Genomic DNA, 15,801 nt, shown 5'->3' with positions numbered 1-15,801 from the left:
TTTTTAATTTGTGAGCCATAAAACAAAAAACCTTTTCCCTATTTATTAGATCCGTTTCGCGATCACATAAAGCGAAAAACATAATGAGATAGCTGAAAAACATAATAGATCCCAACCTGAGAACTGTAAAAAATAGCTCCCGCAGAAACCGGTTTCATAACGTAAAACCAAAAACGGGAGTTTATATGTCTACAGGGGATAGGATTTCTATCAAAGAGAAGATTGGCTATAGCCTTGGGGATGCCGCCAGCCATATTGTGTTCGACTCTTCGGTTGCCATTCTTGCTTATTTTTATACCGATATTTATGGTCTGCCGCCGGCGGTCATGGGGACGATGTTCCTGCTGGTTCGACTGTTGGACGCTATTACTGACCCGATTATGGGGGCGATTGCTGACGCCACCGCAACGCGCTGGGGGCGCTTTCGTCCGTGGCTACTGGCGATTTGCGTTCCGTTCGCGGTGAGCTGCGTGCTGGTTTATTCCATCCCTTCGTTCTCTGATAGCGGTAAAGTCGTTTACGCGGTTGTGGCCTATATATTTATGACACTGATGTACACCGCGATTAACATCCCGTATTGCTCATTGGGGGCAGCGCTAACCTCCGACCCGCGTGAGAGCCTGTCGCTGCAGTCCTGGCGTTTTGCCATCACCCCTATCGGCGGTGCGCTGGGAACGGCGTTTATCCTGCCGCTGGCGGATTTCCTCTATCCTGGCGACCGGGCTACCGGCATTCAGGTATCAATGGCGCTGTTTGGCGTGATTGGCTGCCTGATGTTTATTGTCTGCTTCTTTACCACCAAAGAACGCGTCCAGCCGATTAAAGAAGAGAACCTCAATATTGCCCGCGATGTGAAGATCCTGTTCAAAAACGATCAGTGGCTGGTCCTCTCGGTGTACAACTTTATGATGCTGGTTGCCGTGGTGCTGCGCGGCGGCGCGGTGGTTTACTACATCAATACCGTGCTCAATAAAGGGGCTGATATCATCACGCTGTTTATGCTGGGCGGGATGTTTGCCTCGATGGCGGGTTCGGTGCTGGCTAAACCGTTTGGCACCCGTTTTTGTAAAGTGAAACTCTCATTCTGGGTGAATTTAATCACCGCTGGATTTGGCGTTATCTGTTTCTTCGTGCCACCGCAAATGTGGATCGCTATATTCGCCATTCATATCATTATTTCTATTATTCAGGGTGGCAACGGTGCGCTGCAATGGTCAATGATTACCGATTCCAATAATTACGGCGAATGGAAAACGCGTCGTAGAATTACCGGTATGAATGTGGCCGCTAATATATTTGTAATTAAGCTGGGCGTTGCCGTGGGGGGCGCGATTCTTGGCTGGGTATTGGCTTATTTCCATTACGAATCAGGCGTGACCTCACAATCAGATTCGGCGGCGCAGGGTGTCATGTTGTTATTCACGCTGGTTCCGGCACTGTTTTATGTGCTAACGGCATTCTCAATTAAGTTCTACCGCTTAAATGAAGACCGGATGAACCATGTTGTTGATGATCTGAAAAACGGCACCTTCGCGCATTCAGAAGCGTAATGGCAATCAAGGAATCCACCCGTATGCATCAGCGTCTGCCAGGCAAGCCCCTGGAGGGGTTTGCCGAATTCTCAATGAACGTGGCGGCACAGGGTGCCGTGCTGCTCAAAAACAGGCCGGAGACCTTGCCTCTGGAGGACCTGGACCGTGTCGCCATTTTTGGCCGCACGCAAATCAACTACTACCGCAGCGGTACCGGATCGGGGGGCGCGGTCAATGTGATCGCCACCTGCAACCTGCTGGAGGCGATGCGCGAGCGCTGCGGCGCGCGAGTCAATGGCCTGCTGGCACAGCGCTATGAACAATGGGTGATGACGCATCCGTTTGATAACGGCGGCGGCGGGTGGGCACAGGAGCCCTGGCATCAACAGGAGATGCCGCTTGATGATGATGTCGTGGCCCAGGCGAAGCGGGTCTCGAATAAAGCAATGGTGGTGATTGGGCGTACCGCAGGTGAAGATAAAGACAACGCCGACGTACCGGGGGGCTATCGCTTAACCGAGCTGGAGTATGCCATGCTGCGCACGGTATGCCGCTACTTCAGCAACGTTATCGTGGTGCTGAACGTCTCCTCCATCATGGATATGTCGTGGGCGGAAGACCCGCTGCTGCGCCCGCATCTCGGCGCAATTCTGTACGCCTGGCACGGCGGACCGGATGGCGGTCGGGCCGTTGCTGCTTTGCTCTGCGGCGAGGTGACGCCCTCCGGTAAGCTGACGGATACGATCGCCCGTTCGCTGGATGACTATCCTTCTTCGGCCTGCTGGGGCAATAGCGAGCAGAATATCTATCAGGAAGATATCTACGTTGGCTATCGCTACTTTGAAACCTTTTGCCCGCAGCAGGTGCTTTATCCCTTTGGTTTTGGGCTCTCCTATACCCGATTTGCTATTCATTCGCTGCATGCCGAGCGCATGGTAGATAACCCACTGTTTTTCCAGATAACGGCGAAGGTTGATAACGTTGGCGAACGATTTGCGGGCAGTGAAGTGGTGCAAATCTATCTCGAAGCGCCGCAGGGGGCGCTGGGCAAGCCGACGCGTGCGTTGGTGGCGTTTGCCAAAACCCGGATCTTGCAGCCAGGAGAGAGCGAAACGTTGACCCTGACCGTGCCGCTGGAGCGGTTGGCATCCTGGGACGACAGCGGTGTGACCGGCAATCCTCACTGCTGGGTGCTGGAGCCAGGGTTGTATCGGTTCTGGGGAGGCAACTGTGTGAATCAACTACAGGCGGTTCGCGTGCAGGGGGAAGAGGGCTATACCCAGCCGCTGCTACGGGTACTCTCCTGTCACGAACAGGCGCTGGCACCGACGGTCTCCTTTTCGCGACTGCGTCCGGGTAAACGCGCGCAGCCCGGTGTCTGGCAGGCGGAGTGGGAAGAGGTGCCCCGGCGTAAAATCTCTCTGCGCGAGCGTATTCACGATCGCCTTCCGCCAGCGCTCGCCATCACCGGCGATAAAGGCTTTAAGCTGGTTGATGTGGTTGATGGTCGCGTCAGCATGGAGGCGTTTATCGCTCAGCTAAGCGCAGAGGAGCTGGCGTGCCTGGTGCGCGGCGAGGGGATGTGCAGCCATAAGGTGACGCCGGGCGTCGCTTCCGCGTTTGGCGGTACCGGCGATAGCCTGCTGGAAAAGGGGATTCCGCTGGCGGCCACGGCGGATGGCCCGTCGGGGATCCGCATGGATAACGGCGCCCACGCCACGCTGATGCCCAGCGGTACGCTGCTGGCTTCCACCTGGGACCCGGTGTTGGTAGAGCGTCTGTATGTGATGGAAGGCAAGGAGCTACAGCAAAACCAGATAGACCTGCTGCTGGGGCCGGGGATGAATATTCATCGTCACCCGCTCAACGGGCGTAACTTTGAGTACTTCTCCGAAGACCCGCTGCTGACCGGCATGATGGCTGCGGCGATGGTCAGAGGAATACGCAGCGGCGGCGGGATCGCTACGCTGAAGCATTTTGCCTGCAATAGCCAGGAGCATGCGCGGGCTCAGGCCGATGCAGTGGTGTCCGCGCGTGCACTGCGTGAAATCTATCTCAAGGGGTTTGAGTACGCGGTGAAGCAGGGCGGTGCGATGGCGGTGATGACGGCCTATAACCCGGTTAACGGCCATTGGTCGGCATCAAACTACTGCCTGAACACCACGATACTGCGCGATGACTGGGGCTTTAACGGCATCGTGATGACCGACTGGTGGGCCAAAATGAACGATGCGATCGGCGGCGGTGAAGCGACGGTCAACAATACGGCGGCGATGATCCGCGCGCAGAACGATCTCTATATGGTCATCAACAACAACGGCGCGGAAATTAACGCCGGGAACGATAACACTCTGTCCGCGCTGGCTGAGGGATCGCTAACGTTGGGCGAACTGCAGCGCTGCGCGCGTAATATTCTGTCGTTTATGCTGCATACCCAGGTGGTGAAACGCGGCGAGGTGCCGAAGGTGAACGTGCCAACGATGGCGGCCGATGCCTCGCTGTACATCGAGGATGCCATCAACATCGCGCCGGAATCGCGGCTACGCTATAGCGACACGCTGGCTATCCATATCGAGCGTGAAGGGGTTTATGACCTGTTAGTAAGCGTTAACTCCCCGGCAATGCCGCTGGCGCAGACGGCGACTAATTTGTTGTTCAACGGTAAGTTTGTCGCCACCGTACAGACCCGTGGCACGATGGGGAAGACGGTGACTCAGAAGCTGTGCCGTGTACAGTTGCTGCCGGGATATTACCAGGTGCAGACCGAGGAGATTAAACCTGGGCTGGCGATTGACTGGCTGGAGTTTCGCCGAGTTGCTTCCCCGGAGTCGGCGTAAACGCCTCGTCCGGGCTACTCGTAGGCCAGATAAGACGGTCATTCAGGCCAAAAAAAAGCCAGCTCAACCGAGCTGGCTTTTCATTAGTGGGCGCCTCCGCCTCCGCCACCCGCGCCAAACGGCGGTCTGGCGAACCATACCAGACCCAACAGGACGAGGAATATCCCGGCCGAAACCCAGAAGATTTCGTTGGCGGAGACAATCAGCCCCTGGTTGGTGATCTGCTGGGCTATCCAGCCGGAAGCCTGCTGCTGCGTCATGCCCATACCCTGCAGCTGATCGTACATCTGCTGGGCGTTCGGGTTGAACGGCGTCACGGACTCCGTTAGCTGAGCATGGTGCAACGCCTCGCGGTTGGTCCACAGCGTGGTGGTTATCGAGGTGCCGATAGAACCGGCTAGCGTACGGGTAAAGTTCGACAAGCTCGAGGCAGCCGCCAGACGCTCAGGCGGTAGCCCGGAGAGCGTGATGGTGGTCAACGGCATGAAGAAGCACGCCACGGCGAAGCCCTGAATAAACTGCGGCCATGCCGACGCGCCGAAGTCCATCCCCGGTTCGAAGGTATAGGCACGCCAGTAGAAACAGACGGCATACATAATAAAGCTGAAGGTGACCAGACGGCGCATATCCAGCTTGTGGGCAAAGCGACCGATAATCGGCGACAGCAGCACCGGAATCACCCCGACCGGCGCGGACGCCAGACCTGCCCAGGTTGCGGTGTACCCGTAGACCTCCTGCAATAGCTGCGGCAACAGAACAATGGCGCCGAAGTAGAGCATATAGGCAAGGCTGATACACAGACAGCCGATGGTAAAGTTTCGCGACTTAAACAACGACAGATCGACTATCGGGTTATCGTCGGTTAACTCCCAGACAATCAGGAAGCTTAGCGATACCACCGCCACCACCGTCAGTACGACTATCTCCGTTGAGTTAAACCAGTCGAGCTCTTTACCCTGGTCGAGCATGACCTGCAGGCTACCAATACCCAGCACCAGAAGCGCCAGGCCAATACCATCGATACGCCGCTGCTCGGTTTTCGTCTCACGACCGCGCAGGCTCTGGAGGCTTAACAGCACGACCAGGGCACCGATGGGCACGTTGATGAAGAAGATCCAGCCCCAGTGATAGTTATCGCTGATATAGCCGCCCAGAATTGGCCCGCAAATTGGCGCCACAATCACCGTCATTGACCACAGCGCCAGCGCAACGGCGCGCTTGGCCGGTGGGTAGTTGTTAAGCAACAGGCTTTGCGACAGTGGAATCAGCGGCCCGGCAACCACCCCCTGAATCACGCGGAAGAAAATCAGCATGCCCAGGCTGTTGGATACCCCGCACGCCCACGACGCAATGACGAAGGCGACGGTTGACCACAGGAACAGCTTCACCTCGCCGACGCGTTTTGCCAGCCAGCCGGTAATCGGAATGGAGATGGCGTTCGCCACCCCAAACGAGGTGATGACCCATGTCCCCTGGCTCAGCGATGAGCCAAGGTTACCGGCGATGGTCGGAATCGCCACGTTGGCGATGGTGGAGTCCAGCACCTGCATGAAGGTGGCTAGCGACAGCGCAATGGTCATAATGACCAGCTGCGCGCCTTCCAGCGGTTTTTGCTGTTGCATTACGCGCACCCCAGCATTAGTTGGCGTTGGCCTGGACGATATCGTTGATCAGCTTGTTAACCGGGTCGAGGCTGATTTCACGCGCGTTACTCTCGTAAACCGGGCTGGTGCGGATCTGGTTAGCCAGCATCTGACCGTCGCGGTTGGAGGTGTCCACTTTCACCAGCGTAGACAGACCAATACGCAGCGGGTGTTGTTCCAGCTGTTTCTCATCCAGTTCGATACGCACCGGCAGACGCTGTACCACTTTGATCCAGTTGCCGGTGGCGTTCTGTGCCGGCAGCAGGGAGAAGGCGCTACCGGTACCCATATCCAGACCGACCACTTTACCGGTGTATTTCACATCATCGCCGTAAATATCGCTGACGACGGTGACCGGCTGGCCAATACGCATATGCGCAAGCTGGGTCTCTTTGAAGTTCGCGTCTACCCACAGGTTGCTGGCAGGCACAACGGCCATCAGCGGTGTGGTTGGGCTAATCTGCGCGCCCGGCTGTACGGAACGACGAGAAACGTAGCCGCTCATCGGGCTGACGATTTTGGTACGCTGCAGGGCAAGCCATGCGTTACGGACTTCGGTCGCCGCCTGACGAACCGTAGGCTGATCTTCAAGCTTAGTGCCGAGGATCATCGCCTGGTTAGCGTTGTACTGTTGAATCGCCACGTCCAGAGCGGCCTGTGCGCTGGTGACGGCATCTTTGGCGTGCTGCAGCTCTTCGCGGCCAATCAGGTTGGCGTTGCCCAGCGGAATTCGACGGTTAAGGTCGGTTTGCGCCTGAGCCAGCGTGGTTTTGCGAATATCGATATTCGCCTGCAGCTGCTTGTTGTTGATCATCAGCTGACGCATCTGACGGACGCTTGAGGCAAGCTGAGTCTGCGCTTTCTCAAAGGCCTGTTGAGCATCGGTCTGATCGAGGGTGACTAGCACGTCGCCCTGCTTAATATAGTCGGTGTTATCAGCCCAGACTTTGGTCACGCTGCCAGATACCTGCGCCATGATTTGAACCTGGTTACCTGCCACGTAAGCGTCATCGGTTTCTTCATAATGACGCAACACCAAAAACCAGTAGCTCCCATAGGCTACGGCAATAATAACAAAGAGCAAGGTCAACAAGATGAGGGCGCGTTTACGTTTGCCTTTCTTGTTGGCGGTTTGCTGCGGGGCTTGAGTCTCCGCATTTGCGCTCATGTGATTCTCCACATTCTTATTATTTGTTTCGGCTTAGCCGACCTGTTTTTCCTACCAGAAAGGCCAGCAGAAGTTATCTGCTGGCCTTTCATCTACTTTTTTAACGCGGTGGTATCAGCGCAGGGCATCCAGTACGGAACCGTCTTCTTCCATCTGATCCAGACGGGTGAGAAGCTTGCGGGTGATATGTTCGAGCTGGTCTTTTTCAGCCAGGCTCAGTGAAGACCAAAGCTGATGCAGACAGTGATGCTGAGGAGGCAGCACCTCGCGCAGGAACTCATGACCTTTTTCGGTCAACTGCAGGTGCAGACAACGGCGGTCATTGTCGCTTTCACGACGTTCAATCCAGCCGCGTTTTTCCAGTTCATCGGCAATACGTGTGGCGTTGGTGCGTGATGAACCCAGCGCACAGCTGAGCTCGGAAGGCTGAATACTGTGATTTTCTTGAGACTCCAGCGTGATTAGCGCCATAAACAACGTCTCGTTAATCCCCTGAGCCTTCAGCATTTTATTACGATTGTCCAGCAGCTTGCCCTGCATGTGCATGCAAAGGCGGGTGAGAAGGATCTCCTGGAAAGGGAACTCTTCACTGCGGCTGGCGCGGAATTTCAGCATTTGTTCAATGGGCGTAAACGAACTATCCATCTGGGCATTACCTCATTAGTTACAGTCGATATAGTAACGATAGTGACAAATAAAGTAAATGAATTATTGTCCGTAATTTATGTGGTTAGTCTATGACATAACGCTGCCGGATACGTATACCCGGCAGCAGCGCCGCTATTCCGCTTCCTGACGATGATAACCCTGCCACCAGACTAACAGGTTAGCGACGGCCATCAGGCTGCCTGCGAGGCACACGCCCAGCCATCCTGCATGCTGCCAGGCGGAGGCCGAGAGCAGCGAGCCCGCCGCGCCGCCGATAAAGTAGCTGGTCATATAGCCTGCGGTGAGGCGATTACGGGCATCCGGCTGTACGCGGTAAATCACCGTCTGGTTGGTGATATGCACGCCTTGCACCATCAGGTCGAGCACCAGAATCCCGATTATCAGCGCAATAGCGGACGTATGTCCGTACCAGATAGCCACCCAGGATAGCAGCAGCAACACCAGACCCCAGGTGGTGGTCAGATGCGCTTTACCTTTATCCGCCAGCCCGCCGACCGGACGTGCGCCCAGCGCACCAGCGGCACCTGCAAGGCCAAACAGGCCGATAGTACCTTCAGAATAGTTAAACGGCGCGCCGGAGAGCAGAAATGCCATCGACGTCCACAGAATGCTGAAGTTGGCAAAGGTCAGGCAGCCGAGTAGCGCGCGGGTGCGCAGCAGCTTGTCATTGGCGAAGAGGCTAAAGATAGAACCGAGCAGCTGTGGATAGTTAAGATGCGTCTCCTGCTTGAGCTTCGGCAGCCCGCGCCACAGCGCGAAGGCCAGCAGTACCATCAGCGCGGAGGCCACCCAGTAAACGGTGCGCCAGCCGCCGAGGCTTGCCAGCAGCCCGGCAACGGTGCGCGCCAGCAGTATCCCCAGCAGCAACCCGCTCATCACTGTGCCGACGACTTTGCCGCGTTTTTCCGGCGCGGCGAGAGTGGCAGCCATCGGCACCAGCAACTGGGCGACAACGGAGAACAGCCCGGTCAGCGCGGTGCCGAGGATCATCATGCCGAGCGAGCTGCTGCTGGCGGTGATCAGCATGCCGCCTGCGGCCAGCAGGGTCATGAAAACGATAAGCGAACGGCGCTCGAACATATCGCCAAGCGGTACCAGGAACAGCAGCCCGGCGGCATAACCGAGCTGGGCGGCGGTGACGATAAAACCGGCCTGTCCAGCGCTAAGCGAGAAGTGGCGGGCGATGGTCTCCAGCAGCGGCTGCGCGTAGTAGTTACTGGCTACGGCAAGGCCGGTGGCGACCGACATTAAAACGATCAAAGCCGGGCTAAGCCCGTGAGCAGGTTTAGTCATGGTATTGAGAAAGTAAGGAAAGATAGGGTCGATAATAACGAAAGGTGCGGGGGAGGGGGGAAATGATGCGTAGCGGATTGTGCTTTTTGGTGGACGCCGAGCCTTCCCGGCGTCGCGTTGCTCGGCCGGGCTACTAATATGATGTAGCCCGGCGTCGGTGCAACGATTTATTTATTTCTGCGCGGCCAGCGCCTCTTTCACCCAACCATCAAATACCTGCTGGTGGGCTTTGATCCAACCGTCGACCTGACCCTGCACGTCGGCTTCTGATGCTTTGCCGTCATGCATCATGGCGTTCTGTGCGTTGATGTCGGACAGCGGCAGCTTCATGATGGCAAACAACTTCGCCGCCGCCGGGTTTTTCTCGGCCCAGGCTTTGTTGGCCACAATGTGCATGGTGCTGACCGGGAAGCCGTAGTTTGCGCCGTTCGCGAGCTTAGTATCGATATTTTTCTGCACGCCCGGCAGGGAAGAGAACGGCACCTGCAGCCAGACGACATCTTTACCCGGTTTCAGCACATCGCTTACCCAGTAAGGCGTCCAGGTGTAGTACAGAATCGGCTTACCTTCTTTGAAGCGGGTAATGGTATCGGCCATCATTGCCGCATAGTTACCCTGGTTGTGCTCGACGGTTTTCGTCAGCTCATAGGCGTCCATCTGGTGGTTAATCACCGCTTCACAGCCCCAGCCAGGGTTACAGCCGGTGAGGTCGGCTTTGCCGTTACCGTTGGTGTCAAACAGCTTGGCAATCTTAGGATCTTTCAGCTGCTCAATATTGGTGATGTGGTATTGGTCGGCGGTTTTTTTATCAATCAGATAACCCTGCGCCGCGCCGTTAACCAGCGTGCCTTCACGATAGAATTTCTTGTCACCACCGGCGGCAGCGTACATATCATCATGCAATGGGATCCAGTTGACGGCGGTGAAGGTGGCATCACCCGCAGCCAGTGAGGTGTAAGCCACGTTGTAGTCGACTTCGTTTGGCTTATCGACGGTGTAGCCCAGTTTTTCCAGCGCGCGGCTGACCAGCAGCGTCTGGAAGGTCTCTTCGGAGAGGGTACTCTGTACCGGCTGAACGGTAATGCCTTTCCCTGGGAGGTCGGCGGCGAAGGTGCTGGCTGAAACCAGCGTAGTGAAAGCGGTAGCTAAGACGAATGAGTGTCGCATCGTTGTTCCTTTAATAGTGATTGTTGCGGAGCATTGGCCCGACGGCTGCCGGGCCAATACGATGGTTACTTAGAGAAGGGGCGCATCAGGAGGCCAACCGGGCCGGTATTGAACCAGCGACGGTTGCCTTTGCTGCGAGAATCGCGGCCTACGGCCTGGGTCAGGCGGTCGAGAATAATCGCGAGGATCACGATCCCGACGCCGCCCACGGTGGCAAGGCCCATATCCAGACGACCGATACCGCGCAGTACCATCTGGCCCAGACCGCCAACGGCGATCATCGAGGCGATAACCACCATCGACAGCGCCAGCATCAGCGTCTGGTTCACACCGGCCATAATGGTCGGCATCGCCAGCGGCAACTGCACTTTGAACAGCATCTGGCGCGGGCTGGCACCAAAGGAGCGCGACGCTTCGATAAGGTCGGCCGGTACCTGGTTAATCCCGAGAATGGTCAGACGCACAATCGGCGGCAGGGCAAAGATAATGGTCACCACCACGCCCGGTACGTTACCGATACCGAACAGCATGACGATCGGCACCAGATAAACGAACGCTGGCGTGGTCTGCATCGCATCGAGCAGCGGCCGGATAATCTTTGACGCCCGTGGGCTGCGCGCCAGCCATATGCCGAGCGGCAGGCCTATCACCACGCAGAACAGCAGGGCGGTCAGCACCAGGGCAAGGGTAATCATCGCCTGCGACCACGCGCCGATAGCGCCGATAGCAATCAGCGAAATCAGGGTCGCAATGCCCATACCGACGCTGGAAATCTGCCAGGCGATCAGGGCGAAAATAATAATCGCCACCGGTGCAGGCATCCCCAGCAGCAGCTGCTGGAAGGCGCTCAGGATGTAATCGACGGGCACGCGAATGCCCTGGAACACCGGGCGGAAGTGCGTGACCACCCAGTCGATCCCCTGCGTCACCCAGCTATCAAGCGGGATCAGCGTTTTATGGAACGGGTCCATAATATTGAAGTGCTCCGGCTGCGGTGCGGGCGCGTTATGCAGCCATTCGGCACCGCCGCCGGACGGTGCTGATGCCGGTGAACCCCAGGCATCGGCGGAGTTAGCTGCGCTATCGGCAGCCGGTGTGGTATCCCACGGATTTGATTGATCAGCCATTGTTTGTTGCCCCCTCGCGATCTAATGCCTGTAGCAGCATTCTTTTTGAAATAACGCCGACGTACTGCTGTTCTTCTCCAACAACCGGTACGGCGCAGGGTGCATGACCCACGTGAGAGAGCAATTCGCTGAGCGGCGTCTGGGCATCAACGGCCAGCGGCTCGTCAATTAATGCCGCCTCGATTCCCTGATTCGCCTTTAGGGCTTCCTTCAATGAGTCGATGGAGACAATGCCAACAAACTTATTACCGCGTTCGATGACGTAACCATATTCACGGTCATCATCCTGTAATAATTTCAATGCCGAACGAGGGCCGAAACCTGGCGTTTTACGGATAAGGCCATCCGGATTACGGCGGGCAATATCTTTAGCGCTAAAGACCTGGCTAATATCCACGCCGCGGAAGAAGGTGCGGACATAATCATTGGCCGGGTTATTCAGAATTTCATCAGGCGTGCCGACCTGTACCACTTCGCCATTTTGCATAATGGCAATACGGTCGCCAATTCGCATCGCTTCATCGAGGTCATGGGAAATAAAGACTACGGTGCGCTGATGCTTCGCCTGTAATTTTACCAACTCATCCTGCATCTCGGTGCGGATTAATGGGTCGAGCGCCGAGAAGGCCTCATCCATTAATAGAATGTCGGGGTTGATGGCGAGCGCGCGGGCTAAACCGACGCGCTGACGCATGCCGCCGGAGAGTTCGTCCGGGTAACCATGAGCGTAGTTCTCAAGGCCAACCTGACGCAGCGCGTCCAGCGCTTTCTCCTGACGTTCCTGGGCGGGAACGCCGGCGAGATCCATGCCGAAGGCGGTATTCTCCAGCACGCTCATATGCGGCATGAGCGCAAATGACTGGAATACCATCGCGATTTTTTTACGGCGAACTTCCCGCAGCTCGGCATCGGATATTTTGGCAATATCCATACCGTCTATCAGCACCTGACCGCGAGTCGGTTCTATCAGACGATTGAGAAGGCGTACCATGGTGGATTTGCCGGAGCCAGATAACCCCATGATGACAAATATCTCGCCTTCTTCAATGGCCAGACTGGCGTCTTTAACGCCAAGTGATAATCCAGTTTTATCGAGAATTTGCTCTTTGGTAAAACCTTTCTCGATATATTTAAATGCTCGCTGTGGGTGCTCGCCGAATATTTTATAAAGATTCTTAACTTCTAATTTAACTGCCATGCAATATGCGATTTCCTGTTTTTAGTTTATGTCGATATGCTACCTGATGAAAATAATGACCTGTTTATACCCTAGCATACTGAGACGATGTGACAACCCTCAATCCGTTTTCAATCGAAATAGCCAATAGGGTGATATTGCCGTCATTTCCCATGATATAAGGGCTGAGGGCGACTTGACGCTGATTGATTTTTTTATGAATTTCGATGCGAAATTTGGTTGAGATCTAAAAAACGGCATGAATATTGTCTGAAAATTCACGGCTGAATTTCGCACGATATTTGTATGATGATGGCGATTTTTTGAGAAATATCCGGGTAATCATCAGGGGGATATTTGGCAGGAAAATGGAGAATAAGGGTGGGAAATTAACGCCCGCAAATTGCGATTATTTGCGGGCGTTTTTTCATTACATCCGCATGCTGACGGCAAGGCGGTTAAAGGCGTTCATCAGGCTGATGGCGAAGGTCATATCGCTAATCTGCTCGGCGCTGAAATGAACCAGCAGCGGTTGGTACACGCTGTCCTCCGCGCGGTTTTCCGCGATGTGGGTCAGATCTTCAGCCCAGGCCAGCGCTGCACGCTCGGCATCGCTGAAGTGATTGCTCACTCGCCATCCCGCCAGCGCATCCAACTTCACCTGGTCCACGCCAGACTTACGCAGCGCTTTGCTGTGCATCTCCAGGCAGAAGGCGCAGCCGTTAATCTGCGACACGCGCAGGTAAAGCAACTCCAGCAGAGGGCGCTCCAGCGAGCTTTTTTCCAGGGCGATGCTGGCCTGAACCAGCCCGGCATAGACGTTCGGGCTTAGTTCACTATAGGGTTGGCGTAATGCAGTCATATTGTCACTCCTCGTTCAAGATGGGACAAAAATAGCACTATAATGGTCTTAAAAAGATAGCCATATTTGGAGTAAAAAATAAGACCATGAAACCGGGCGGCGTACCACGCTATCAGCAGATTGCCAGGGAACTGAAAGCGGCGATGGAACAGGGCGAACTGAAGGCGGGCAGGCGCTTACCCTCCAGCCGGGTTTATGCGCAGGAGCTTGGCGTTTCAAGGGTGACGGTGGAAAACGCCTACGGCGAGCTGGTGGCGCAAGGCTGGCTGGAGCGTCGCGGGCAGGCGGGCACGTTTGTAAGCGATCACTTAACCCTTGAGCCAGTTGCTGCCGAGCCTCTCGGTTTTGGCGGGGAGCACTTCCAGCCGCAGCCTTTCCAGCTTGGCCTTCCCGCGCTGGATCTCTTTCCCCGCGGCCAGTGGGCGCGGGTGATGGGGCATCGGCTGCGCATACAAACCCGCTTTGACCTTGCGCTGGGCGACGTGTGCGGCGAACTGTCACTGCGTCAGGCCATCGTCGAGTATCTTCGTCTCTCCCGCAGCATTGAATGCGAGGCCGAACAGGTGTTTATCACCTCCGGCTACGCGGCTTCTATGGGGCTTATCCTGCAGGCGCTGGAGGCGCGTGGGGAGGGAATGTGGATGGAAGACCCCGGGTTTCCATTGATTCGCCCGGTCATTGAACAGGCGGGCGTGACGCTACATCCGGTGGCGGTAGATGAGGATGGCATGGACGTAGAATGGATAACCCAGCGCCCCACGACCGCGCGCTTTGCGCTGCTCACCCCGGCCCATCAAAGCCCTACCGGCGTGGCGCTATCGCTGCCACGACGTCGACAGCTGCTGGATTGGGCTGCACATCATGACGCGTGGATTATTGAAGATGATTACGACAGCGAGTTCCGCTATCAGGGGAAACCGCTGCCGCCGCTCAAAAGCCTGGATGCGCCGCAGCGGGTTATCTATGCCGGTACCTTCAGTAAGTCGCTGTTCCCGGCGCTGCGTACTGCCTGGCTGGTGGTGCCATTACCGTTGGTGGCGGCATTTCGTCGGCAGGCACAGCGCCTGGCCTGCCCGGTTCCGGTGCTCTGCCAGCAGACGCTGGCGGATTTTCTGCGCGAAGGGCACTTCTGGCGGCATCTGAAGAAGATGCGCGTTCACTATGCCGAGCGTCGGCGCTGGCTGGAAACATCGCTACGGGCTAACGGCTTTCAGGTGCAGGAGCAGTTCGGGGGGATTCAACTGGTGGTGACGGTCGACGGTGACGACCGACTCATGGCGCAGCGGGCCAGACAAGCGGGGCTGGCGGTGCAGGCGGTAAACGACTGGCGAATCGGCCAGCGAGGCCAGGCCGGGCTTATCATGAGCTTTACCAATATCGTGTCGCAGCAGATGGCCGATGCTCAGGTCGCGGCGTTGAAGGCCGCCATAAAATAAAAACCCCCGGGTATCAAAGATACTCCGGGGGGAGACGCGTTTTTATTATCAACATCGTTGTGATGATATTATCGACGACTGCCTAATAATACGCCAATAAAAATCCCCACTGCCGCGGCAGCGCTCACACTTTGCCACGGTTTATCGCGAATATAGTCATCGGCACAGCCCGCAACGTCACATACGCTTTGCTGTATGCGGGTACGACCATTAATGCGCGCACGGGTTTCGCTCAGCAATTTCTTCGCATTGTGGCGGACGGCCTCAATTTCGTCTTTGTCTTCACTGGCCCAGCTCTTCAGGATGCTCTCAAGGCTGTCGGCTAATTGGCTGACGTCATTATGAATATCCTGGACTTCATCATCAGCATCGTGGCGATTAAGTGATTTAAACATGAGGTTCTCCACAAATTTTGTTGGAGCAATAAGTGTAGGTCACCCGACATAATTTGCCGGAGATTGGCTGGTTTCTGGAATTATCTGAAAGCGAGGCGAATACTGATTACGGTAAGGTGGCGATGCAGTAAAAGATAAAGAGGATAATATATGTATTTACGACCTGATGAGGTGGCGCGCGTTCTTGAAAAGGCGGGCTTTACCATGGATGCGGTAACCTCGAAAGCCTACGGTTACCGTCGTGGTGAGAATTATGTGTACGTCAACCGCGAAGCGCGAATGGGGCGCACGGCGCTGATCATTCATCCGGCGCTTAAAGATCGCAGTAACAAATTTGCCGAACCGGCTTCTGATATTAAGGCCTGCGATCACTACGCAGAGTTTCCGCTCTATTTAGGCGGCGAAGTTGAGCAGCATTACGGCATCCCGCACGGTTTTAGTTCACGAATGGCGTTAGAGCGCTTTATTGATGGGCTATTTGGCGAGAAGTTGTAA

13 protein-coding genes are annotated in these 15,801 nt (G+C 55.9%); 4 read left to right on the top strand and 9 right to left on the bottom strand.

All coding sequences use genetic code 11. The features are described from left to right. Positions 1–185 precede the first annotated feature (185 nt). Together AB2B48_RS12750 and AB2B48_RS12745 are read left to right on the top strand one after the other, a co-directional pair. On the top strand, positions 186–1,550 hold the full coding sequence (locus AB2B48_RS12750) for a glycoside-pentoside-hexuronide (GPH):cation symporter (RefSeq protein ID WP_333012637.1): 1,365 nt from the start codon (positions 186–188) through the stop codon (positions 1,548–1,550). Continuing rightward, a complete protein-coding gene (locus AB2B48_RS12745; RefSeq protein ID WP_368299324.1) occupies positions 1,550–4,369 on the top strand; it encodes a glycoside hydrolase family 3 protein in 2,820 nt (939 codons plus the stop codon). The genes AB2B48_RS12750 and AB2B48_RS12745 overlap by 1 nt, the downstream gene beginning before the upstream one ends. Positions 4,370–4,452: 83 nt before the next feature. On the opposite strand, the gene emrB is transcribed toward AB2B48_RS12745, so the two are convergent. The 8 genes from emrB to AB2B48_RS12705 form a co-directional block, all read right to left on the bottom strand. Continuing rightward, entirely contained in the window at positions 4,453–5,991 is a 1,539-nt protein-coding gene (emrB, locus tag AB2B48_RS12740) for a multidrug efflux MFS transporter permease subunit EmrB (RefSeq protein WP_185668710.1), read from the bottom strand. A gap of 16 nt (positions 5,992–6,007) precedes the next feature. Next, positions 6,008–7,180 carry a multidrug efflux MFS transporter periplasmic adaptor subunit EmrA gene (emrA, locus tag AB2B48_RS12735; RefSeq protein WP_220440946.1) on the bottom strand — a complete coding sequence of 391 codons (1,173 nt, stop codon included), beginning with the start codon at positions 7,178–7,180 and terminating at the stop codon, positions 6,008–6,010. A 114-nt stretch (positions 7,181–7,294) separates the two neighbouring features. After that, positions 7,295–7,825, bottom strand: coding sequence for a transcriptional repressor MprA (gene mprA / locus AB2B48_RS12730; RefSeq protein ID WP_185668712.1), 531 nt, complete (start codon positions 7,823–7,825; stop codon positions 7,295–7,297). 135 nt (positions 7,826–7,960) lie between these two features. Further along, a complete protein-coding gene (locus AB2B48_RS12725) occupies positions 7,961–9,142 on the bottom strand; it encodes an MFS transporter (protein ID WP_368299323.1) in 1,182 nt (393 codons plus the stop codon). A gap of 171 nt (positions 9,143–9,313) precedes the next feature. Continuing rightward, positions 9,314–10,309 carry a glycine betaine/L-proline ABC transporter substrate-binding protein ProX gene (gene proX, locus AB2B48_RS12720; protein ID WP_368299322.1) on the bottom strand — a complete coding sequence of 332 codons (996 nt, stop codon included), beginning with the start codon at positions 10,307–10,309 and terminating at the stop codon, positions 9,314–9,316. 65 nt (positions 10,310–10,374) lie between these two features. After that, positions 10,375–11,436 (bottom strand): glycine betaine/L-proline ABC transporter permease ProW, encoded by a 1,062-nt coding sequence (gene proW, locus AB2B48_RS12715; RefSeq protein ID WP_368299321.1) that lies wholly within the window; start codon positions 11,434–11,436, stop codon positions 10,375–10,377. Continuing rightward, positions 11,429–12,634, bottom strand: a complete 1,206-nt coding sequence (gene proV, locus AB2B48_RS12710) for a glycine betaine/L-proline ABC transporter ATP-binding protein ProV (RefSeq protein WP_220440948.1) — start codon at positions 12,632–12,634, stop codon at positions 11,429–11,431. The genes proW and proV overlap by 8 nt, the downstream gene beginning before the upstream one ends. A 409-nt stretch (positions 12,635–13,043) precedes the next feature. Next, positions 13,044–13,475, bottom strand: a complete 432-nt coding sequence (locus AB2B48_RS12705) for a carboxymuconolactone decarboxylase family protein (protein ID WP_185668717.1) — start codon at positions 13,473–13,475, stop codon at positions 13,044–13,046. A gap of 86 nt (positions 13,476–13,561) precedes the next feature. Here AB2B48_RS12705 and AB2B48_RS12700 point away from each other — a divergent pair, with 86 nt between their 5' ends. Then, positions 13,562–14,911 carry a PLP-dependent aminotransferase family protein gene (locus tag AB2B48_RS12700; protein WP_368299320.1) on the top strand — a complete coding sequence of 450 codons (1,350 nt, stop codon included), beginning with the start codon at positions 13,562–13,564 and terminating at the stop codon, positions 14,909–14,911. A gap of 68 nt (positions 14,912–14,979) precedes the next feature. On the opposite strand, the gene AB2B48_RS12695 is transcribed toward AB2B48_RS12700, so the two are convergent. After that, complete coding sequence (locus AB2B48_RS12695; RefSeq protein WP_185668719.1) at positions 14,980–15,306, bottom strand: DUF883 family protein; 327 nt, start codon at positions 15,304–15,306, stop codon at positions 14,980–14,982. A gap of 150 nt (positions 15,307–15,456) precedes the next feature. On the opposite strand from AB2B48_RS12695, the gene AB2B48_RS12690 reads away from it, so the two are divergent. Next, positions 15,457–15,801, top strand: coding sequence for a DUF2002 family protein (locus tag AB2B48_RS12690; protein ID WP_333496718.1), 345 nt, complete (start codon positions 15,457–15,459; stop codon positions 15,799–15,801).

It is taken from the genome of Kluyvera sichuanensis, from assembly GCF_040930405.1.
Taxonomy (GTDB): Bacteria; Pseudomonadota; Gammaproteobacteria; order Enterobacterales; family Enterobacteriaceae; genus Kluyvera; species Kluyvera sichuanensis.
The sequence above is the reverse complement of the archived record's forward strand: the minus strand, read 5'-3'. Positions and strand labels throughout refer to the sequence as shown.